Raw genomic sequence first — 19,729 nt, 5'->3', positions numbered from 1 at the left:
ATCAACCGAGTTCGTATTCTTGCAGATAACGGGCGAACAGTTCCTCATCGGCCAGAGGGCACGCAAAACCCGCGCCCCAGTCGGCCAGCAGCAACTGCTCTTTCAATGGCAACAGCAGCAATTGCGGCATGCCATCGCTGCACCACAAATCCACCACGATGCCGTCGTCGTCCAAGCCGGCAAACAGGGTTTCCGTCTTGTCGCCGCCAAAGGCCAGCACGTTCTTGCATTCCACCCGGTAACTGCTATAGCCCGTGTAGACGGCATCATATGGCGGCATGGCGTCCGCCAGCGCCAGCCGCAGCTGGTCGGCCGTGAGGACCAGCGCGCGCAGTGGCGACGGCGGCGCCTCGGGCACGTACATGTCCGTCCAGCCGGCGCCGCTGCGGTGCGCGTCGGCGAACGCCTGCTGCTCGCCCATCTGCGTCAAACAGTGCTGCAAGTTATCCAGCGGCAGCAGTTCGATCATGCAAAAATCGTCTTCGTGGTAATACGCTTCGCGCATGTCTTAATTCTCCAGCAGATCTTGCAGTTGTGCATTGCGCCGCGCCGTCAACAGGCCAGCCCAGGTGTCGCTGGTGACGGACGGATAGCGCACGGCGCCAAAATTCATCCAGGCATCGCGGTACGCCAGCCACAGGCGCTGGGTGGCGCGGATGCCATCCTTGCCCACAGCGCCCGCGTATGTCTCGGCCGGCTTCTTCATCAGCTTGCCGTAGATGGCGTTGAGCTCCTTGTCGAGCGCCGCCACCTGTTCCTTGGACATGCTGGCTGGCAACTTGCCCGCTTCGTACTGGCGCAAGTCCTGCGCCAGCAGATCGAGCTCGGCCGTACGGGCGGCGATGCTCATGGCGGCGCGCGCCGTGCCGCTCAAGTCCGTTTCATTGGCCGCGCGGGCGTCGGCAAACTTGCTGGCCGCCGTCTGCAGCTTTTGCAGCGACGCTTGCGCCACGGCCGGCATGCTTGCACTGGCCTTGCCTGTCGCCTGCGCGCGCACGCGCTGCTTTTGCCGCGCATCGATGGCGCTGCACACGCCCATCATGTAGCCGCTGGTGATGTCGTCGCACAAGTCGATCATGCCGCGCCCGCTGGCATTGATCTTCTGCAAGTGTTCGATGCGGCCCTGCATCTCGGCCGGTGCCGCGTCGATGCTGCACGCATACTTGAGCGCCAGCAGCGGGTCTTTCTGCACGCCCTGTCCATTCTGGTACAGCATCATCAACACGGCGCTGTTCTGCGTGGCCATCGCGCAATGACGCGCGGGACGCCAGTCGGCCGGCTTGGGCGAGGACATACTCTTGGTATCGTAATACAGGTCCGTCGCCTGGCATTGCTGCAAGGACGCCACGGCGGACGGCGCCGGCAGGTCGGCTGGCGGCGGCGCCGCATCCTTGACCTTCAGGCAGCCCGCATACCAGGCCGTGCTTTCCGCATGACCCACGCCCATGGCGCTGGTGTTCGGGTACGGTGCGGCGGCGGCGGCAAAAACCGGGGCCGCCAGCAGGCAGCTCGCGCCCAGCAAGGCCGTTTTCAATAAGGGTAGACAAATTTTCATGTTCTATCAGCGCCAGCGTGAATAAAGCGGCAAGTTTAACTGATCGGATACGCGCTGCCCGCCCGATACGCGCCGCTTCCGCCTGGTAAGTAACGGTTCATGGCCTTGGCAGCGGCCGAATCGATGGGCAATAATGTTGCCCGCTGTACTTTTTTCACTATCCGGACCACGCCCATGACCTCACCCCGTCTTTGCCGTTCCCTCGGCTCCCTGCTGATCGCAGCAGCCTGCGCCTCGCTGGCTCACGCCGCCGAGACCAAGGCCACGACCCCAGTTGCCGCCACGCAAACGCAAGCCAGACACGCCATCACGCATGAAGACGTGTGGCTGATGAAACGGGTGGGCGCGCCCGTCGCCAGCCCGGACGGGCGCTGGGCCGTGTTTTCCGTGGTCGACAGCGCCTACGATAGCAAGGAACAATCGTCGGATCTGTGGATCAAGTCCCTGCTTGATGACAGCCCCGCGCGTCGCCTGACGTATTCCAAGGGCGGCGAAAGCGCCGTGGCCTGGTCGCCGGACAGCCGCCAGCTGGTGTTTGTCGCCAAGCGCGACGGCGATGAAGCGGGACAGATCTACCGCCTCGACGTGGCCGCCGGCGGCGAAGCGCAGCGCCTGACCTCGCTCACCCTGGGCGCGCGCATGCCGAAATGGAGCCCGGACGGCAAGCAATTGCTGTTCATCAGCGACATCTATCCAGGCAACAAGACGGAGGCCGACGTCAAGCAAAGCGCGAAAGAGCGCAAGGACCGCAAAGTCAGTGCCCGTTCGTATGAAACGACGGCACCGCGCTATTTCGACAAATGGCTGACGGACAAGCAGGTGCGCCTGTTCATCGTCGATGCGCAGCCTGAGACGAAAGGTGAAAACACGCCGCGCGACATCCTGTCGGGCACGCAACTGGTGGCGCTGCCGGGCTTTGGCGGCGGCCAGGGCGACGAGGGACAATCCTTGGATGCCGTCTGGACGCCGGACGGCAAGGCCGTCGTCTTCAACGCGGCCACCAACCACGATGCGGCCCAGCGCGAAGCCGTCTATTCGCAGCTGTATCTGCTGCCCGTGGCCGGCGGCGAAGCGCAGCGCTTGACGCAGGACAAGCACAGCTATGGCTCGCTGAAATTTGCGGCCGACGGCAAGACCCTGTTCGCCTTGAGCGACGCGCAAACGCCCGGTAAAGTGTATGACGTGAAACGCCTGGCCAGTTTCGCCTGGCCGATGAGCAATCCTGCGCCAACCATCCTGACAGCCAAGCTGGACCGCTCGATTTCCCGCTACGTGCTGCCCGAAGGCGGCAAGCGCGTCATCTTCAGCTATGAACATGCGGGCCTGGAAAAGCTGTACTCGATCGATGTCAAAGGCGGCGACGTGCGCGAAGAGCCATCCTTGCCGACCGGCACCATCAACTCGCTGAGCAGCGGCGGCAAGGCCCTGGTCGGCGTGTGGGAGTCGTCGATCAATCCGCCGGAAATCTATGCCTTCAACGACAAGCAGCCGAAACGGCTGACGGCTTTCAATACGGACAAGGCAGACAAGATCGACTGGCAGGCGCCCGAGCACTTCTGGTTCACCACGGCCGACGGCCGCCGGATCCACAATATGCTCGTCAAGCCCGCGAATTTCGACCCGAACAAGAAATATCCGCTGTTTACCGTCATCCACGGCGGCGCGGCCAGCATGTGGCGCGACCAGTTCGTGCTGCGCTGGAACTATCACTTGCTGGCCAAGCCAGGTTATGTCGTGCTGCTGACCGACTACAAGGGTTCCACCGGCTATGGCGAGGAATTCTCGCGCTCGATCCAGTTCGACCCATTGAAGGGCCCGGGCGATGAAGTCAATCAGGGCGTCGATGAAGCCATCAAGAAATACCCGTTTATCGACAGCACGAAACTGGCCGCCGGCGGCGCCAGCTATGGCGGCCACCTGGCCAACTGGCTGCAGGCGACCACCACGCGCTACAAGGCCATCGTCTCGCACGCGGGCGAAATGGATTTGATCATGCAGTGGGGCACCAGCGATGGCGGTTTCGGCCGTGAAACGAATGCAGGCGGCCCCGTCTGGTCGAACCTGCCCGTGTGGCGCGACCAAAGCCCGGTCATGCAAGCGGGCAACCACGAAAAAGGCACGGGCTTTACCACCCCCATCCTGATCACCGTGGGCGAGCTCGACTACCGCGTGCCGGCCAACAATGCCCTGATGAACTTTGCAGTACAACAGCGCCTGAACGTGCCGGCGAAATTGCTGGTGTTCCCGGATGAAAACCACTGGATTTTAAAAGGCGAGAACAGCCGTTTCTTCTACAGCGAAGTCGAGGGCTGGCTCGCCAAATACCTCAAGTAAATCCTGAAACGTTCTTGAAATGAAAAGCCAGGCTCCGCACATGCGGGCCTGGCTTTTTTCATGCGGGCTGGACGGCGGCCACGGCCGCCTTCTGCCGCTGGATCGCCAGCACCAGCAGCGCGGCCAGCAGGCAGGCGGCGCTGGACGCGAACAGGGCCGGATTGTAGGTCAGCATCAGGGTGCGGATGCGGCCCGCGCCATATGCGGCCACGGCGGCGCCCAGCTGGTGGCCCGCGAAGATCCAACCGAACACCATGCCCGCCCGCTCCCGGCCGAACGTGGCGCCCACCAATTTCACGGTCGGCGGCACAGTGGCGATCCAGTCCAGGCCGTAAAACATGGCAAACAGGGACAGGCCGTACAGGGTGAATTCCGAATACGGCAGCCAGAACAGCGACAAGCCCCGCAATCCGTAGTACCAGAACAGCAATTTGCGGTTGTCATAGCGGTCCGACAGCCAGCCGGACAAGATTGTGCCGAACAGATCGAAGGCGCCCATCATGGCCAGCACGGAGGCGGCCGGCACGGCGGACATGCCCGAGTCGCCGCACAGGGAAATGAAGTGCGTCTGGATCAGGCCGTTGGTGCTGAGGCCGCAGATGAAGAAGGTGCCAAACAATATCCAGAAGGTACGATTGGAAGCCACGCTGCGCAGTATCAAAAAAGGCGTGGCGAACGTCATGGCGGCCGCCGGCGCCGCCATCAGGGGCGTGGCCGGGTCGGCGCCATACGGGCGCAAGGCCACGTCCTGCGGCCGGTTGCGCATGCACAGGAAGGCCAGCACGGCAACGATGGCGCAGCTGGCAAACACGGGCATGACGGCCGTGCGCCAGCCGAAATGCTCGATCAGCCAGGCACCCACGGGCAGGAACAGCAGCTGGCCCGTGGCCGAGCTGGCCGTCAGCACGCCCACCACCAGGCCCCGGTGCGTCTCGAACCAGCGGTTCGCCACCACGGCGCTCAAGACCAGCGCCGTCATGCCCGAACCCAGCCCCAGCAGGATGCCCCACAGGGCCACCAGCTGCCAGAACTGCGTCATGCGCGTGGCCAGCAGCATGCCGGCCGCGATCAGGCCCAGGGCCACGCAGATGACATTGCGCAAGCCGAAACGCTCCATCAGGATGGCGGCAAACGGCCCCATCAAGCCAAACAGCACGAAACGCACGGCCAGGGCCGAGGAAATCTGCTCGGCATCCCAGCCGAACTCGCGGCTCAGCGGCTGCATCAGCGCGCCTGGCAAGCCCAGCGCGGCAGACGATGTCAGGGCCGTGAAAAAGGTGATGGCGACGATGACCCAGGCGAAATGGATGCCGCGCCGCTCCAGCCATTGCGAAAAGGGAAGAGAAAGCATGCTGTCCTCATGAGAAAAAATGGATGCCGGTCACTACCAGCCGGTGGGATTTTTCTCATGTTATATTATGATCGTAATTTATACAATCAAAAAACTGGAGCGGCACTGCTGCGTGCCGCTCCAGTCCTGACTTTAACGCTGCGCAGAATGTGGCTTACTTGACCTTCAAGCCATTCTTCACATCCGTCACGCCTTCCACGCTGCGGGCCAGGTCGGCGGCTTTTTTCACTTGCGCCTGGGAAGGCACGAAGCCGCTGAGCATGACAACGCCATTCACCGTTTCCACGTGCACGTCAAGCGCCTTCAAGTCGTTGTCCTTGACGAGGTCAGCCTTAATCTTGGTAGTGATGACGGAGTCGGCCACGGCCGTCTTGGTGCTGCCGGCTGCATTGCGCGTCACGCAGGCGGCCTTGGCCGTCGCATCCATGGCGTCGCAATTTTCCTTCGTCGTGGCGGGCGGATTCTGCGCCACGTTGGTGCCGGCCTTGGCGCCCGTATTGGCGTCGGCCAGCGCGGCCGTCTTCGCCGCCTTGGCATCGTTCATGCATGTGGTTTTATCGGCGCCCGTGCGGTCGCCGCACTTGGCCTTGGCCAGGTCATACTCGGCATTGGCGACATCCTTGCGGGCCTTGGTCAGCTCGCGCGGCGTGTTGCGGTATTGGGCCACGGCATCCGATTCGGCCTTGGCGCGCGCTACCCTGGCTTCTTCCACGCAGACTTTTTTCGCGTTGCCGCTGTGGCTGTCGCAGGCGGCCTTGGCCTGCTTGTAGTCACTTGACGCCTTGTCCGTCAAACTCTTGTACGAGGCATCCTGCGCATACGCGGGCGCGGCGGCAAGCAGGGCGCTGGCACTGGCGGCCAGCATGAGTGCGATCATTTTGTTCATGATGGTTCCTCTCTGGTTAGTTGATGCCCAGATTAGACCCCTGCCGCGCGCAAAGCTCCGTGCGACAGCACACGCTGACAGTCCATTCGCTTAAAAATCACCGTTTATTTGTCGCCGCTCAAACCCATCTGCCACAATACTTGCGCCTGTTCAAATGGTGAAACGGCCCCATCAAATGCGCCTGCGCCTGCGCCATCGGCCAGCGCCAGCCAGCCTTGCGTGGCGTGGGAACTGCCTACACCGCCGCCCGCAGCCTCGCCTGCCGCGCGCACGCCGCGCATCCAGGCCAGCACATCCTGATACTGGCCGGGGTGGCGTCCATGCATCCAGGCCAGGGCCACCAGGTCCGCATACCCCTCTTCGCGGCGCGTCTCGCGCAGCTCCTGCGCCAGCGCAGCCAACTTGCCGCGCTGCCTGCTGCGCGGCTCGACAAAGCCGCGCGGCAAGGCATGCCAGTCGCCCTGCGCATAGCGCCGGCAATGGCCGATCTCATGCGCCGTCATCGCTTCCATCATCAGGCCCTGGCGCGCGGGCGGCACGCCTTCCAAGACACTGTCCGCCTGCGCATTGCCGCGCAAGGACAGCACCAGCTTGCAGCGCCCCCCTTCGTAGCCCAGCGCCAGCGGCACGGCGCCGGGCGCATCCTGCGGCTGCACGATGATATCGATGGGCAAACCTTGCGCACGCGCAAACGCGATGACGGGCTGGCCCGCCTGCAGCCAGCGCGTTTCCAAATCGGTCAGCTGGGCGGCAGCCACGGCAGGCAAAGGAGAGAAAGCGATGAGCAAGCTCATCAGCAATAGCGGATTCAGCATGAAATAGGCGGGAAGAAAGGAGGATTTACCACTGCAGAGTAAGCGGTGGATGTATTTCCACAAGGAAAAACTGGCAACTTTTCGCAAATAAAGACGAAAAAAAACCGGTGCGCAAGGCACCGGCTTTTCAGACTGATAATAATCAAGGTCAGCTTATTTCTTCGCCGCCTTATCCAGCGCGCGGGCCGTGACGAATTCCGGGCGGATATCGTTGGGCACGGCCTTCATCTTGTCGAGCGCCACCTGCACTTCAGGGCGGATGACCACGTACTTGCTCATCATCGCTTGCGCGCGCGCATAGTCGCCCGTCGCCTCGATGGTTAGAAATTCACGGTCCAGGTCGATCACGGCCTGCTTGATCTTCGCAAAATCGACGCCGAATTTGCCGTCGCCCAGCGACACAAAACCGCCCTTGTCGAGGATGTAATTCATCTGGATGGCCATGCCGCGCGCATGCGAATCCGTCAGGCCGAAATGCAGCGTGCGGAAACCGGAGGCGAGGAAGGTGTTGTACAGCTTGCGCTCGGCCGCCTCGCCCTGGCCCAGGGTGTCGTTGAGCTGGCCCTTGTCCATCATGTAGCGCAGCGCGAACAGGCCCGTGATATCGGCCTTGGCTTCCTCGATGGTGGAATACGCTTCCTTCAAGTCCTGGCGCGGCGTCGATGGCTTGCCGTCGACCACGGTGGCGTGCGGGCCCAGGCCGTGCATGATTTCATGCGCGAGGATGTGCGTGAAGAAGGAATTGAAATCGACGTCCTGCTGCGCTTCCGGCGTGAGCACCAGTTTCGAGATCGGCGTCAGAGTGGCCTTGAACTTGGCTTCCTGCACGTTCTTCAGCATCACGCGCTTGGAGCCGCGCGCGCTGATGATGCGTTCGTCATTGGGCAAGTTGTAGGCGGCCGTCTGCACGGCCATGTTGCCGTCGCCGGCGCCGTACACCTGGTTAACCACCACCATCGGCGCCAGCGCACCCACTTTCGGGTTGCGGTACCGGGCGTCGAGCGGCAGGTTGTCTTCCAGCTCCTGCATGTGCTTGGCGAAGAAATTGAGCTTTTGCGTTTCGGCCTGGTCGCGGATGTTCACGTAGGCTTCGAAGGCGGCCTTGTAGCCGAACAGTTCATCGTTGTACGTTTCATACGGGCCGATGGTGATGTCGACGGGCGAATCGAGGTCCATCCAGGCGAAGTCGGACGGTAAATAATCGTTGTCGAGGAAAGCCTTGGCGCGCAGGGTCAAAAATTTCTTCAGCGATGCGTTGTCCGTGGCGGCCGCCGCTTCATCGAGCAATTTGGCCAGCTGTTTCAGCTCCACCGTGTATTCGTCCGAATACTTGACGGTCTGGTATTTGCCGTCCTTGCCCGCGCGGATGGTCGTGAAAAACCATTGCGCCTGCTGCTTGTCGTCCGCCGGCAAGCCGTTCATCCATGTTTCCAGGCTGGCCTTGGTGGCGCCCTGCGGATAGAAATTGCCCGCTTCCGGCTTGTGCGCGGGAATGGCGATGCCCGCATAGCTGGCCGGCATGAACGAGGCGTGCGCGTCGAGCACCGACCATGGGCCCTTGTTGATCCAGAAATAATTCAGGCGGGCCTGGCCCAGGGCCGACTTGTCCTTCTTCAGGGCCGCCCACAGCGCTTCATTGCCGGACCAGCGCTGGCGCAGCTGCAGCACGTCGACCAGCTTGGCCGCCTCGACCAGTTTGGCGATGGCCTGGCGGTCGCCCGCGGACAGGTGGCTGACGTCGGCCGTCAGCGCGACGGGCGCGTAGCGGGCGCTCATGGCCGTCAGTTGTTGCGCGGTGGCCGGGGCGGCTGGCGTTGCGGCGCAGGCGCTGCCGACGGCGGCGGCCATCAGCAGGGGAATCAGGAGTTTTTTCATGGGGCCTCGGTTGGATTTTTCTCAGACGCGGCTGGCGCGGATGGCGCGCTACCGCTTTCTTGCTCAGCCTGCGATTGTCCCACCTGCCCCCATGGCATGGCAAGCGGCTTACCAGACCTTGTACACCTGCCCCGTCTGCGCCCCTTCCACGCTGCGGCTGTAGGCCAGGGCCACGCGGCTGGCGGCGGCCGGCTCGAAGCCGTAGAAGAAGGGGCCGTACGATTCCAGCGATTCGGCCAGCACCGTCGGGCTGACGACATTGATGCGCACGCCGCGCGCAAGCTCGATGGCGGCGCCCCTGACAAAACCTTCCACGGCCGCATTGGTCATGCTGGCGGCCGTGCCGAAGCGGATCGGCTGGTCGGCCACGATGCCGCTGGTCAAGGTAATCGAACCGCCGTCGTTCAGGTATTCCTGCGCTACCAGCGCCACGTTGACCTGGCCCATCAGCTTGCTGTCCAGGCCCAGGCGGAATTGCTCGGGCGTAAATTCGCTCAGCGGGCCGAAATGCAGCTTGCCGGCCGTGACGACGACGGCATCGACCTTGCCGATGCGCTTGAACAGGGCGCGCACTTGCGCGATGTCGCCCATGTCGGCCTGGTGCGTGCCGCTGCGGCTGCCCACTTCGATGATTTCATGGCGTTGCGCCAGTTGGGCGGCGACGGCCGTGCCGATGGTGCCGCTGGCGCCGATGATGACGATTTTCATGCTGCTTCCTTGTGTGGGTTGAACGATGGAGCCAGTATGCGCCGCTTACAAAAAGGAATAAATACGCTAGAATTTACAAGATTACTAATCTGTAGTTTGCAATCGGGATGTCATGGATAAATTGCGCAGCATGGAGATTTTTGTCGCCGTCGTCGATGCGGGCAGTTTCACGGCCGCCGCCGAGGCGTTCCAGATTTCGCCCGTGATGGTGGGCAAGCACATCAAATACCTGGAAGAGCGGCTGGGCGCGCGGCTGCTGGCGCGCACCACGCGGCGGCAAAGCCTGACGGAAATCGGCCAGCAGTATGCGGAACAGTGCCGTCAGATCCTGGCCAGCATCCATGCGGCCGAACGGGGTGCGGAAGCCATGCGCGCGGCGCCGCGCGGCAAGCTGAAGATCACGGCGCCCGTGTCCTTCGGCAGCGAGTGCATCGCGCCGCTGATGGCCGACTACCTCGATGCGTATCCGGAAGTGAGCCTGGAACTGAACCTGAACGACAGGATGGTGGACCTGGTGGAGGAAGGATTCGATGCGGCCATCCGCATCGGCAAGCTGGAAGATTCCGCCATGGTGGCGCGCGTGCTGCGGCCGTATGCGATGGTGATCTGCGCCGCGCCCGCCTACCTGGCCAGACACGGCACGCCGCGCACGCCGGCAGACCTGGCCCGCCACGAATGCCTGGACTTCATGCAATGGACGCGCCATGTGCGCTGGCGCCTGGCCAGGAGCGGCGACGATGACGACAGCCCCGTGCGCGAGAGCCGCTTCCGCTCGAACAATGGTCAGGCGCTGCGCGTGGCGGCCCTGCACGGCTTCGGCATCGTCATGCAGGCGGAGATCCTGATGGCCGGCGATATCGCCGCCGGCAGGCTGGTGCCGCTGCTGGCCGGCTACGTGCCGGCGCCACGCCCCATGCACCTCGTGTATGCACGCGACCGCCAGCCCACGCCGAAGCTGACGACCTTCATCGATTTTCTGCTGGAACGCTACGGGCCGGCGGCGACACCGCCACCGGCCACGCTCACGTAACCGTCGTACTTAGTTGGCCTTCGCGGCGGGCGCGGACGCCAGCCTGGCCAGCTCGCCGTCCGGCTGCCAGCCGGCACCCAGCGAGCGGGCCACGGCGACCGTCGCCAGCAGGCGCTGGGTCTTGATCTGCGCGGCGGCGCGGTCCGCCGCCAGCGAACTGCGCTGGGCATCGGTGACGTCCAAGTAGGTCGAGATGCCGCGCTCATAGCGCGTGCGCGCCACCAGGTAGGCGCGCGCCGCCGCTGCCTGCGACAGGGCTTGCGCATCGCCCTGCAACTGGCGCTGCTCCACGTCGGACAAGGCGTCTTCCACTTCGCGCAAGGCCGTCAGCAGCTTCGTTTCGTGGTTCGCCACGGCTTCCGCATAGCGCGCCTTGGACAGGTCCAGATTGGCCTGGTTGCGGCCGCCGTCGAAGATCGGCAGGGACAGGGCCAGCGGACCAAAGCTGAACTGGCGCGAACCGCCCTGCGCCAGGTCGCGCAGTTTTTCCGAGGCGTAGCCGAAATTGCCCGTCAATTGCAGCGACGGGTAAAACGCGCCTTCTGCCACGCCCACTTGCGCGTTCGCCGCGCGCAGGCCCGCCACGCTGGACACGAGGTCGGGACGGTGCGCCAGCAGGCTGGCCGGCAAGCCGACAGGGATGGCGGGCGGCAGCGGCAAGATCGACGGATCGGCCGCCACCGGCAATTGCAGCGCCGACGGCGGCTTGCCCGTCAGGGTGGCCAGGCTGTTTTCCAGCTGGTTGCGCTGGCGCTTGACTTCATGCAGGTCGGCCTGCGCGTTCGACAGTTCGACTTTCGCGCGCGCCAGGTCCAGCTCATTCGTCAGCCCTGCATTGAAGCGCGCCTCGACCAGCTGCGCCGACTCGCGGCGGGTGTCCAGGGCGCCATTCAGGATCGCCATTTCCGCGTCCAGTCCGCGCAGCTGCCAGTAATTGCTGGCCACTTGCGACGACAGCATCAGCAGCACGCCGTCGCGGTCCGCCTGCGCCGCCAGCGCCTGCGAATCGGCCGCTTCGACCATGCGTTTCACGCGGCCCAGCAAATCGACTTCATACGACAGCGAGCCGCCCACGGAGAAGTTATTGCCGCTGATGGAGCGGTTGCCCAGCGCCAGGCCCTGCGAGGTGTTGGCCGAGGTGCGCGAGTTCGAGATGCCCGTGCTGACGTTCACGCTCGGGCCCTGGTTGGCGCGCGCCGTGCCGCTTTGCGCCAGCGCCTGCAGCAGGCGCTCGCCCGCCGCTTTTACACTGGGATTGTCCTGCAGCGCGCTTTGCTCGAGACGGTCCAGGGTCGCGTCGCCGTAGATGCGCCACCACTCTTTGGGCAGCTGCGCGGCATCCGCGGCGGCCGCGCCGTGGCGGAAGGTGTCGGTGCCGGCCACGTTTGCCGGGGCCGTGAAATCCTGGCCCACGGTGCCGCAGGCGGACAGCGCCACGGCAAGGGAAGCAGCCAGCGCTATTTTCGTCATTACTGTTTGCATGATGGTTTGCATGATGATTACCTTCTTGTTCTTGAGGTGCTGCACGTGCGCGCTGTGCGCGGTCAATGACCACCGCCACCGCCACCGGGAGCTTTGAGTTTGTCGGCCAGCCACAGGGGCACGATGCAGGCCAGCAGGATGGCGCCGATCAGGAAGAAGCCATCGTTGTAAGCCATCACATACGCTTCGCGGCGCACGATGCCGTCGATCGCCTGCAAGGCCTGGTTGCCGGCCGTGACGGCGTCATAGCCCTTGGCCATGAACGACGACGTCAGCTGATCGATGCGCAGCTGCGTGGCGCTGGAATAGGCATTGATCGCCTCGCCCAGGCGCTGCGAGTGGAAGTGTTCGCGGGTGCTCAGGGCCGTGGCCAGCAGGGCGATGCCGATTGAGCCGCCCAGGTTGCGCGTCATGTTGAACAGGCTCGATGCGGACGGCATGTCCTTCGGCGCGATGCCCTTCATGGCGAAGTTCGACAGGGTCAGCATGACGAAGGGCTGGCCCAGCGCGCGCACGACCTGCGACCACAAGAGCTGGTCGTAGCCGGTGGACGCGTCCATGTAGGCATTCATCATGCACGAGCCGCCGAACAGCAGCAGGCCGAACGAGCACAGGATGCGGTTGTCCACCACGGACGAGAGTTTGGCGACAAACGGCATGATGAACAGCTGCGGCAAGCCCACCCACATGATGACTTCACCGATCTGCATCGGCGAATAGCCGGCGATCTGGCCCAGGAACAGGGGCAGCAAAAAGGCCGAGCCGTACAGACCCATGCCCGTCACGGCCGACAGCACGGTGGCGACCAAAAAGTTACGCTGGCCGTACAGGCCCAGGTTGACGAACGGTTCGGCGCGCGTGGCGCTGGTGACGACCCAGCCCAAGATGCCCACCAGGGCCAGCGCGGCGAAGGTGATGATGAAACCCGAGTCGAACCAGTCCTTCGAATTGCCTTCTTCCAGGAAGATCGTCAGGCAGCCCAGGCCCAGGGCCATGAAGAAGATGCCCAGCCAGTCGGCCTTCCAGAACATCTCGAGCTTCATCGGCTCCTTGTCCAGGCCATAGATCATGCCGGCGATCAGCAGCACGCCCGGCACCCAGTTGATGTAAAAGATCGAAGGCCAGCCATACAGCTCGGAGAGGTAGCCGCCCAGGGTCGGGCCCATGGCCGGCGCCAGGGTGGCCGTCAGGCCGAAGATGGCCATGCCGACGGCGCGCTTCGACGGCGGCAGCTTGAGCATCACCAGGGTGAACGCCATCGGTATCAGGGCGCCGCCCGTGAACCCCTGCAGCATGCGGAAGACGATCATGCTTTCCAGGTTCCAGGCCGTGCCGCACAGGGTGGAGAACAGCAGGAAGAAAGCGGTGGTGCCGATCATGTAGGTACGCAGTCCGAACACGCGCGCCAGCAGCGCGGTGAGGGGAATGACGATAATTTCCGCCACCAGGTAGGCCGTGGAAATCCACGACCCCTCTTCCTGGGTGGCCGACAGCGAGCCAAGGATATCCTTGAGCGAGGAGTTGGTGATCTGGATGTCGAGCACCGCCATGAAGGCGCCCAGCATGCCGGCGGCGACCGCCAGCCAGGTGCGCCCGGAAACTTTCTCGTCAATCACGGGAAACGCTGGCGGCTTCGCCAGCGTGGTGGAGGAGCTGCTCATGGAAGCTTAGCGGGCGGTGGTCTGGGTGACAGGAGCGGCCGCGTGGCGCGGGGCCTCGGCCTTGTCCTGGGCCGGCTCGGGCTGGTTCACTTCCACTTCGGCAATCACCGACATACCCGGCACCAGGCGGCCATTCATGGCCTTGATGTCTTCCGGCTGGAAGACGATTTTCACGGGCACGCGCTGGACGATCTTGGTGAAGTTGCCGGTGGCGTTATCGGCCGGCAGCAGGGCGAATTGCGCGCCCGAGGCAGGGGCGAAGCTGTCCACGGTGCCCACCAGTTTCTTGCCCGGCATGGCGTCGATGGTCACGTGCACGCTCTGGCCGCGGTGCAGGTCGGCCAGCTGGGTTTCCTTGAAGTTGGCGGTGACCCAGACGTTGTCCTGCACGATGGCCGTCAATTGCTGGCCAGGCTGCACGCGCATGCCCGTTTCCACGTTGCGCTTGCCGATGCGGCCGGCGACGGGCGCCAGGATGCGGTTGTATTGCAGCTGCTGTTCCGCATCCTTCAATTGCACGCGCAGCACGGCCACTTGCGCCTTGGCCACGTCGCGCGCGGCTTGCGCCGCGCCGATCTGCGACTTGGCGGCCGAAGCGCTGTCGCGGCGGGCGGCCAGGTCGGCCACGGCACTCGAGCGGGCCGCGTTGGCCGCGTCGAGTTCCGCCTTCGAGACGGCTTTCATCTGGCTCGTGTACAGCTGGCCATAACGGTCCGCATCCTGTTTCGCGCGCAGCAATTGCGCATCGGCTTGCGCCACTTGCGCCTGGGCGGCACTCGCTTGCGCCTGCACTTGGGCGATCTGCGCGTCCGCTTGCAGCACTTGCTGCTCGGCGCTGGCGATCTGCGCGGCGATCTGCTCGGTTTTCACGCGCTGGTCGAACGGGTCGAGTTCGGCGATCACGTCGCCCTCTTTCACGATTTGATTGTCGTCGATGAAGACCTTGGTAACGACGCCGGAAATGCGCGCCGAGACGGGATGCACGTGGCCGGCCACATAGGCGTTTTCCGTTTCCACGAAATAGTGGCTGCGGTACCACATGCGCGCGCCGGCGCCCAGCGCGACGAGGACGATCAGGCCGGCGATGATTTTCACACGGTTATTCGGTGGTGCGGAGCTGGCGGAAGCGGCGGGCGTGGAAGGTGCGGCGGGGGCCGCGGGTGGGACGGCGCTCAGCACCTTGTGCTCTGCTTGGCCTGGCTGGTTGGACATACTCGCTCCGAAAATGAAATGATATAGGTTCATTATTGGGCAAAGAAAAGGCAAAGTCAAGAAATGAAACGATTGCATTTCATTTTAATTTGCACTACAGTGTGAGCCATCACTTACCTTCCACCTTATAAAGAGACCCAGACCATGTCCGATCCCGGCCTCAACGATCCCTTGCCCACCGATACAGCATCCGACGCCGCCGCCCAGGAGCTTTCCTGCTGCGGCAAGCCAGCCGGCCGCCCGCGCGCGGCCGACATGGAAGCGCGCATGGAAAACCTGCTGCACACGGCCGGCTGCCTGTTTCTGGAAAAAGGGTATGGGAAGGTCAGCCTGGAAATGATCGCCCGCGAAGCCCATGTGGCCGTGCGCACGATTTACGTGAAATTTGGCGGCAAGTCGGGCTTGTTCAATGCCGTCGTGGAATTGCGCCGCGCCGCCTACTTCTCGACCATGCCGGCGCTGGAAACGGATATGCGGCCCCTGCCCGCCATTTTGAGCGAGTTCGGCCTGCTGTTCGTGCAACTGGTCACCATGCCGGCGGCGATCCGCCTCAATCGCATGGTGGTGGCCGAAGCGGCCACGCACCCGGAACTGGCGGAAACGTTTTACAAGGTGGGACCGGGCCAGACGCGCGAGATGCTGACCAAGTTTTTCAGCCGCCCCGACATCGCGCCCCTGTTTCGCGCGGAGCTGACCCCATCCATGCTGGCGCTGCACCTGCTCAATTGCCTGCTGGGCGACCAGATGTCGCGCCTGCTATTCCCGCCACAGGCGCAGCCGGATGTCGCACAGCTGCGCACCAAGGTTGCACTCAGCCTGGACCTGTTCCTGCGCGGCACCCTGCGCCAGCCGCTGGCGGACTGACGCGGCACGGCTGGCCCCGGAAGTCAGCCAGGGCGGCTGCAGTCTTCCGGCAGCGCCGCTTCGACCTGTTCATCGTTCAAGCCCAGCGCACGCAGGAAAGGCTGGGCCGCCGACGCGCCATCAACGCTGAGTGAAGACTCACTTCCATCGTAGCGGTCCGGGCCGTAGCGCATCAGGTCGAACGAGGTTTCAAAGCGTTGTGCCAGGAAATACGTGCGGAAGTAATCGAAGGAAAACGCCACCTGGCCATCGGCACACAGCAGCAAGCCATGCGCATACAGCGGCGCCAGCCAGTCCCCGGCCGCCATGCTCCAGCCCTTCACGCCGCAATAGTCGCTGACAAAACGCTCGAGCTCCACCTCGCTGAGGAACACGCTCTTGGCTTCGAACATCACGAACGCCAGCTCGATGAGGAATTCGCGCGCATCGGCAGCGACGCCGGCGTCCTCGCGCCGTTGCGCGCCCGCCTTGCCCAGCAAGCCATCAAGATAGGCGCGATCGCCTGCCAGCTGCGGCAGCAAGGTGGCAAACACATACTCGGCATCCACCTGCCCCGTTTCCTGGCCATTCGGCGTGTACAGCACCGACAGGGCGAAGCTCTTGCTCACGTCATCGAACTCGCGCAGCGACACCGTCCACTGCGCGCCTGCCCCGCCGCCATCCGCCTCTCCCGTGGCGAACTCGAGCACGGAAAATGCCGCCATCTGGCCATTCGCACCGTACAGGCTGCCTGGATTGCTCTTGAACAGAATGCCCAGCGACTTCATCAGCGAGCTGGCATCGCCCGTATGCTGGTGGCCATGGAACACGGCGTGGATATTCTTGTAGTGCGCGCGCTGCTCCGCACTGGCGTGCTCGTCGGCAGAGAAAAAGCTGAAGCCGGCATTGCCCAGCGCCGCCGCGGCGACACCCTGCGCGCGGCTGCCCGGCACCAGGTAGAAACGCGCACCGGGCAAGCTGGCCGCCTGCAGCAAGGGGCGCAGGAAGTATTCGTAGACGTACACGGGTGTCGTGCCGACACAGGCGTCCGGCGCCACCAGCTGGCCCGTGAAGAAAATCGCATCGATCCTCTTGCCCGCCGCCAGGATAGCGGCCACATCCTGGTACAAGGCATGCAGCATCACGGCTTGCTCTTGCTCATCAGCCCGGCGCAAACGGACATCGGCGATATGAAGGGCGGTAAATTTTCTCATCGTTGCAAAACTTTCTTAGAGCCTATCCCAATAAGGAGCGTCTTCTGCTGGCAGTTCATCAGGAGCGCTGACAAGGCGTGAGGAAGATGCGTAGCGAGCCACGCGACGACTCCCCGCTTCCGAGGGGCGCCAGCAAGGGATGTATTCATCTGCTGGGACAGGCTCCTGGTACAGCGGAACTTGACCGATTCCCATGCTGGCAACATTGCTGGAAAAATCGCACGCGTTCATAGAAGCAAAACATGGTTACAGACCGTCATTCTGCCATTTTTTCCATACGGCAATACTCACCAATTTTCACATGGTGCCGCCGCGCCACGTTTTACCCTGCTGAAGGTCAAGGGAAATAAAAAAAGTTGGGAACACATCCCGGTTTTTTGTACTGAAAGTTAATTTTTTATCAGCGCTTGCGCGGCGGCGGTAAGTCCGTGCACACGCTTTCGTACACTTCGGTGCGCTTTTGCCAACCTGCCGATCGAGTCGCCCGGGGTCGGGTGCGGGTGGATGGTCTTGCCGATATCGGTGCCATCGCAGGCCATTTCGATGGCCAGCGCGATTTCGCCGCTTCATTTTTCACCTGTCGCCCGCATGCTTGCCGACGATGGTGCCAACGGTGAAGTATTTAATCGTATTTGGACAATAAAAAACCCCGCAATCGCTTGCGGGGTTTTGAGTGTCACAGCGCTACAACATCAGCGCTTGCGCGGCGGCGGCAAGTCCGTGCACACGCCTTCGTACACTTCGGCTGCCATACCAATCGATTCGCCCAGGGTCGGGTGCGGGTGGATGGTCTTGCCGATGTCGGTGCCATCGCAGGCCATTTCGGTGGCCAGCGCGATTTCGCCGCTTCATTTTTCACCTGTCGCCCGCATGCGTGCCGACGATGCTGCCAACGGTGAAGTATTTAATCGTATCTGGACAATAAAAAACCCCGCAATCGCTTGCGGGGTTTTTGGTGTCACAACGCTACAACATCAGCGCTTGCGCGGCGGCGGCAAGTCCGTGCACACGCCTTCGTACACTTCGGCTGCCATACCAATCGATTCGCCCAGGGTCGGGTGCGGGTGGATGGTCTTGCCGATGTCGGTGCCGTCGCAACCCATTTCGATGGCCAGCGCGATTTCGCCGATCATGTCGCCCGCATGCGTGCCGACGATGGTGCCGCCGATGATGCGGTGCGTTTCCGCGTCGAACAGCAGCTTGGTGAAGCCTTCGGCGCGGCCGTTGGCCACGGCGCGGCCGGAAGCGGCCCATGGGAAGTGGCCTTTCTCGACCTTGATGCCCTTGGCTTTCGCTTCGTCTTCCGTGATGCCGGCCCATGCCACTTCCGGATCCGTGTAGGCGACCGACGGGATCACCTTGACGTCGAAGTGCGACTTCTGGCCGGCGGCAGCTTCCGCTGCCACGTGGGCTTCATGCACGGCCTTGTGCGCCAGCATCGGCTGACCGACCAGGTCGCCGATGGCGAAGATGTTCGGCACGTTGGTGCGCATCTGGCTGTCGACTTCAATGAAGCCGCGGTCGGTGACGTTCACGCCGGCCTTGTCGGCAGCGATCTTCTTGCCGTTCGGGCTGCGGCCCACGGCGACGAGCACCAGATCGTAGACTTGCGGTGCCGGTGCCGTGGCACCCGCTTCGGCCGCTTCGAACGTGACCTTGATGCCTTCCGGCAATGCCTCGACGGCGACCGTCTTGGTCTTGGTCATGATGTTGTCGAAGCGCTTCTCGTTGAACTTCTGCCATACCTTGACGGCGTCGCGGTCCGCGCCCTGCATCAGGCCATCCATCATTTCGACCACGTCGATGCGCGCGCCGAAGGTCGAGTAGACAGTCGCCATTTCCAGGCCGATGATGCCGCCGCCGATGACCAGCATGCGTTTCGGGATCTGGCGCAATTCCAGCGCGCCCGTCGAATCGACGATGCGCGGGTCTTCCGGCACGAACGGCAGCTTCACCACGGACGAACCGGCGGCGATGATGGCCTGCTTGAACTGCACGACCTTTTTAGAACCGTCGCCTGCCGTCACTTCGATGTGGTTCGCGCTGAGGAACTGGCCCACGCCGGTGACGACCTGCGTCTTGCGCGCCTTGGCCATGCCGGCCAGGCCGCCCGTCATGTTCGAGATCACGCCTTCCTTGTACTTGCGTACCTGCTCGATGTCGATCGTCGGCTTGGCGAACGTCACGCCCGTATTGGACATGTGCGCCGTTTCGTCGATGACGGATGCCACGTGCAGCAGCGCCTTGGACGGGATGCAGCCCACGTTCAGGCACACGCCGCCCAGGGTGGCGTAGCGCTCGACGATGACCGTCGTCATGCCCAGGTCGGCCGCGCGGAACGCCGCCGAGTAGCCGCCAGGACCGCCGCCCAATACCATCATGTCGACGTCGATGTCGACCTGGCCGCTGTAATTGCCGGCAGGGATGGCGGCAACTGCCGCAGGTGCAGGTGCGGCTGCCGGAGCGGCTGCCGCCGGCGCAGGAGCGGCAGCTGGCGCGGCAGCGGCCGCACCTTCAGCCGCTTCCACCACCAGCAGCGCGCTGCCTTCGGCGATCTTGTCGCCGACCTTGACCTTGACTTCCTTGACGACGCCCGCGTGGGTCGACGGAATCTCCATGCTGGCCTTGTCCGATTCGACCGTGATCAGGGACTGGTCCACCTTGATGGTGTCGCCCACCTTGACCATCAGTTCGATGACTTCGACTTCCTTGAAGTCGCCGATATTCGGTACTTTTACCTCTACTGTGCTCATCAATCGCTCC

General features: G+C 63.3%; 17 protein-coding genes. 4 read left to right on the top strand and 13 right to left on the bottom strand.

Translation table 11 applies throughout. The features are described 5' to 3' along the window. Nucleotide 1: 1 nt before the first annotated feature. Both IGS60_RS03870 and IGS60_RS03865 read right to left on the bottom strand, forming a co-directional pair. Nucleotides 2-505 (bottom strand): alpha/beta hydrolase family protein, encoded by a 504-nt coding sequence (locus tag IGS60_RS03870; RefSeq protein ID WP_230502504.1) that lies wholly within the window; start codon nucleotides 503-505, stop codon nucleotides 2-4. A gap of 3 nt (nucleotides 506-508) precedes the next feature. Further along, entirely contained in the window at nucleotides 509-1,555 is a 1,047-nt protein-coding gene (locus IGS60_RS03865; RefSeq protein ID WP_230502502.1) for a lysozyme inhibitor LprI family protein, read from the bottom strand. A gap of 174 nt (nucleotides 1,556-1,729) precedes the next feature. On the opposite strand from IGS60_RS03865, the gene IGS60_RS03860 reads away from it, so the two are divergent. Further along, on the top strand, nucleotides 1,730-3,889 hold the full coding sequence (locus tag IGS60_RS03860; RefSeq protein WP_230502500.1) for a S9 family peptidase: 2,160 nt from the start codon (nucleotides 1,730-1,732) through the stop codon (nucleotides 3,887-3,889). Between the two features lie 58 nt (nucleotides 3,890-3,947). Here the strand turns inward: IGS60_RS03860 and IGS60_RS03855 are convergent, their stop codons facing one another. The 5 genes from IGS60_RS03855 to IGS60_RS03835 form a co-directional block, all read right to left on the bottom strand. After that, nucleotides 3,948-5,240, bottom strand: coding sequence for an MFS transporter (locus tag IGS60_RS03855; RefSeq protein WP_230502498.1), 1,293 nt, complete (start codon nucleotides 5,238-5,240; stop codon nucleotides 3,948-3,950). 154 nt (nucleotides 5,241-5,394) lie between these two features. Next, a complete protein-coding gene (locus IGS60_RS03850; protein WP_121670300.1) occupies nucleotides 5,395-6,126 on the bottom strand; it encodes a BON domain-containing protein in 732 nt (243 codons plus the stop codon). 104 nt (nucleotides 6,127-6,230) lie between these two features. Next, nucleotides 6,231-6,941, bottom strand: coding sequence for a hypothetical protein (locus IGS60_RS03845; RefSeq protein ID WP_230502497.1), 711 nt, complete (start codon nucleotides 6,939-6,941; stop codon nucleotides 6,231-6,233). Between the two features lie 153 nt (nucleotides 6,942-7,094). Continuing rightward, entirely contained in the window at nucleotides 7,095-8,816 is a 1,722-nt protein-coding gene (locus IGS60_RS03840) for a hypothetical protein (RefSeq protein ID WP_230502495.1), read from the bottom strand. A gap of 108 nt (nucleotides 8,817-8,924) precedes the next feature. Further along, on the bottom strand, nucleotides 8,925-9,524 hold the full coding sequence (locus IGS60_RS03835) for a short chain dehydrogenase (protein ID WP_121670302.1): 600 nt from the start codon (nucleotides 9,522-9,524) through the stop codon (nucleotides 8,925-8,927). A 112-nt stretch (nucleotides 9,525-9,636) separates the two neighbouring features. Between IGS60_RS03835 and IGS60_RS03830 the strand changes: the two genes are divergently transcribed. Beyond that, entirely contained in the window at nucleotides 9,637-10,554 is a 918-nt protein-coding gene (locus IGS60_RS03830; protein WP_230502493.1) for a LysR family transcriptional regulator, read from the top strand. A gap of 9 nt (nucleotides 10,555-10,563) precedes the next feature. Here IGS60_RS03830 and IGS60_RS03825 read toward each other — a convergent pair whose 3' ends face one another. The 3 genes from IGS60_RS03825 to IGS60_RS03815 form a co-directional block, all read right to left on the bottom strand. After that, the gene (locus tag IGS60_RS03825) at nucleotides 10,564-12,024 is read right to left on the bottom strand and encodes an efflux transporter outer membrane subunit (protein ID WP_230502491.1); all 1,461 of its coding nucleotides are present in this window, start codon (nucleotides 12,022-12,024) and stop codon (nucleotides 10,564-10,566) included. Between the two features lie 74 nt (nucleotides 12,025-12,098). After that, complete coding sequence (locus IGS60_RS03820; protein ID WP_070312823.1) at nucleotides 12,099-13,697, bottom strand: DHA2 family efflux MFS transporter permease subunit; 1,599 nt, start codon at nucleotides 13,695-13,697, stop codon at nucleotides 12,099-12,101. Nucleotides 13,698-13,703: 6 nt separating this feature from the next. After that, nucleotides 13,704-14,909: an HlyD family secretion protein gene (locus IGS60_RS03815; RefSeq protein ID WP_230502489.1), complete on the bottom strand. Its 1,206-nt coding sequence runs from the start codon at nucleotides 14,907-14,909 to the stop codon at nucleotides 13,704-13,706. 144 nt (nucleotides 14,910-15,053) lie between these two features. Here IGS60_RS03815 and IGS60_RS03810 point away from each other — a divergent pair, with 144 nt between their 5' ends. Next, the gene (locus tag IGS60_RS03810; RefSeq protein WP_230502487.1) at nucleotides 15,054-15,773 is read left to right on the top strand and encodes a TetR/AcrR family transcriptional regulator; all 720 of its coding nucleotides are present in this window, start codon (nucleotides 15,054-15,056) and stop codon (nucleotides 15,771-15,773) included. A 23-nt stretch (nucleotides 15,774-15,796) separates the two neighbouring features. On the opposite strand, the gene IGS60_RS03805 is transcribed toward IGS60_RS03810, so the two are convergent. Then, entirely contained in the window at nucleotides 15,797-16,966 is a 1,170-nt protein-coding gene (locus IGS60_RS03805) for a hypothetical protein (RefSeq protein WP_230502484.1), read from the bottom strand. Between the two features lie 180 nt (nucleotides 16,967-17,146). On the opposite strand from IGS60_RS03805, the gene IGS60_RS03800 reads away from it, so the two are divergent. Beyond that, on the top strand, nucleotides 17,147-17,359 hold the full coding sequence (locus tag IGS60_RS03800; RefSeq protein ID WP_230502483.1) for a hypothetical protein: 213 nt from the start codon (nucleotides 17,147-17,149) through the stop codon (nucleotides 17,357-17,359). 299 nt (nucleotides 17,360-17,658) lie between these two features. On the opposite strand, the gene IGS60_RS28310 is transcribed toward IGS60_RS03800, so the two are convergent. Both IGS60_RS28310 and lpdA read right to left on the bottom strand, forming a co-directional pair. Next, complete coding sequence (locus IGS60_RS28310) at nucleotides 17,659-17,787, bottom strand: hypothetical protein (RefSeq protein ID WP_268993879.1); 129 nt, start codon at nucleotides 17,785-17,787, stop codon at nucleotides 17,659-17,661. Nucleotides 17,788-17,940: 153 nt separating this feature from the next. Beyond that, complete coding sequence (lpdA, locus tag IGS60_RS03795; RefSeq protein WP_230502481.1) at nucleotides 17,941-19,719, bottom strand: dihydrolipoyl dehydrogenase; 1,779 nt, start codon at nucleotides 19,717-19,719, stop codon at nucleotides 17,941-17,943. Between the last annotated feature and the right edge of the window lie 10 nt (nucleotides 19,720-19,729).

It is taken from the genome of Janthinobacterium sp. FW305-128 (assembly GCF_020858135.1).
Classification (GTDB): Bacteria; Pseudomonadota; Gammaproteobacteria; order Burkholderiales; family Burkholderiaceae_D; genus Janthinobacterium.
The sequence above is the reverse complement of the archived record's forward strand: the minus strand, read 5'-3'. Positions and strand labels throughout refer to the sequence as shown.

Bases quoted from the DNA above. Each gene is read 5' to 3' on its own strand.
- IGS60_RS03870 (WP_230502504.1), bottom strand. From the start codon at position 505: ATGCGCGAAGCGTATTACCACGAAGACGATTTTTGCATGATCGAACTG.
- IGS60_RS03865 (WP_230502502.1), bottom strand. From the start codon at position 1,555: ATGAAAATTTGTCTACCCTTATTGAAAACGGCCTTGCTGGGCGCGAGC.
- IGS60_RS03860 (WP_230502500.1), top strand. From the start codon at position 1,730: ATGACCTCACCCCGTCTTTGCCGTTCCCTCGGCTCCCTGCTGATCGCA.
- IGS60_RS03855 (WP_230502498.1), bottom strand. From the start codon at position 5,240: ATGCTTTCTCTTCCCTTTTCGCAATGGCTGGAGCGGCGCGGCATCCAT.
- IGS60_RS03850 (WP_121670300.1), bottom strand. From the start codon at position 6,126: ATGAACAAAATGATCGCACTCATGCTGGCCGCCAGTGCCAGCGCCCTG.
- IGS60_RS03845 (WP_230502497.1), bottom strand. From the start codon at position 6,941: ATGCTGAATCCGCTATTGCTGATGAGCTTGCTCATCGCTTTCTCTCCT.
- IGS60_RS03840 (WP_230502495.1), bottom strand. From the start codon at position 8,816: ATGAAAAAACTCCTGATTCCCCTGCTGATGGCCGCCGCCGTCGGCAGC.
- IGS60_RS03835 (WP_121670302.1), bottom strand. From the start codon at position 9,524: ATGAAAATCGTCATCATCGGCGCCAGCGGCACCATCGGCACGGCCGTC.
- IGS60_RS03830 (WP_230502493.1), top strand. From the start codon at position 9,637: ATGGATAAATTGCGCAGCATGGAGATTTTTGTCGCCGTCGTCGATGCG.
- IGS60_RS03825 (WP_230502491.1), bottom strand. From the start codon at position 12,024: ATGACGAAAATAGCGCTGGCTGCTTCCCTTGCCGTGGCGCTGTCCGCC.
- IGS60_RS03820 (WP_070312823.1), bottom strand. From the start codon at position 13,697: ATGAGCAGCTCCTCCACCACGCTGGCGAAGCCGCCAGCGTTTCCCGTG.
- IGS60_RS03815 (WP_230502489.1), bottom strand. From the start codon at position 14,909: ATGTCCAACCAGCCAGGCCAAGCAGAGCACAAGGTGCTGAGCGCCGTC.
- IGS60_RS03810 (WP_230502487.1), top strand. From the start codon at position 15,054: ATGTCCGATCCCGGCCTCAACGATCCCTTGCCCACCGATACAGCATCC.
- IGS60_RS03805 (WP_230502484.1), bottom strand. From the start codon at position 16,966: ATGAGAAAATTTACCGCCCTTCATATCGCCGATGTCCGTTTGCGCCGG.
- IGS60_RS28310 (WP_268993879.1), bottom strand. From the start codon at position 17,787: ATGGCCTGCGATGGCACCGACATCGGCAAGACCATCCACCCGCACCCG.
- lpdA (WP_230502481.1), bottom strand. From the start codon at position 19,719: ATGAGCACAGTAGAGGTAAAAGTACCGAATATCGGCGACTTCAAGGAA.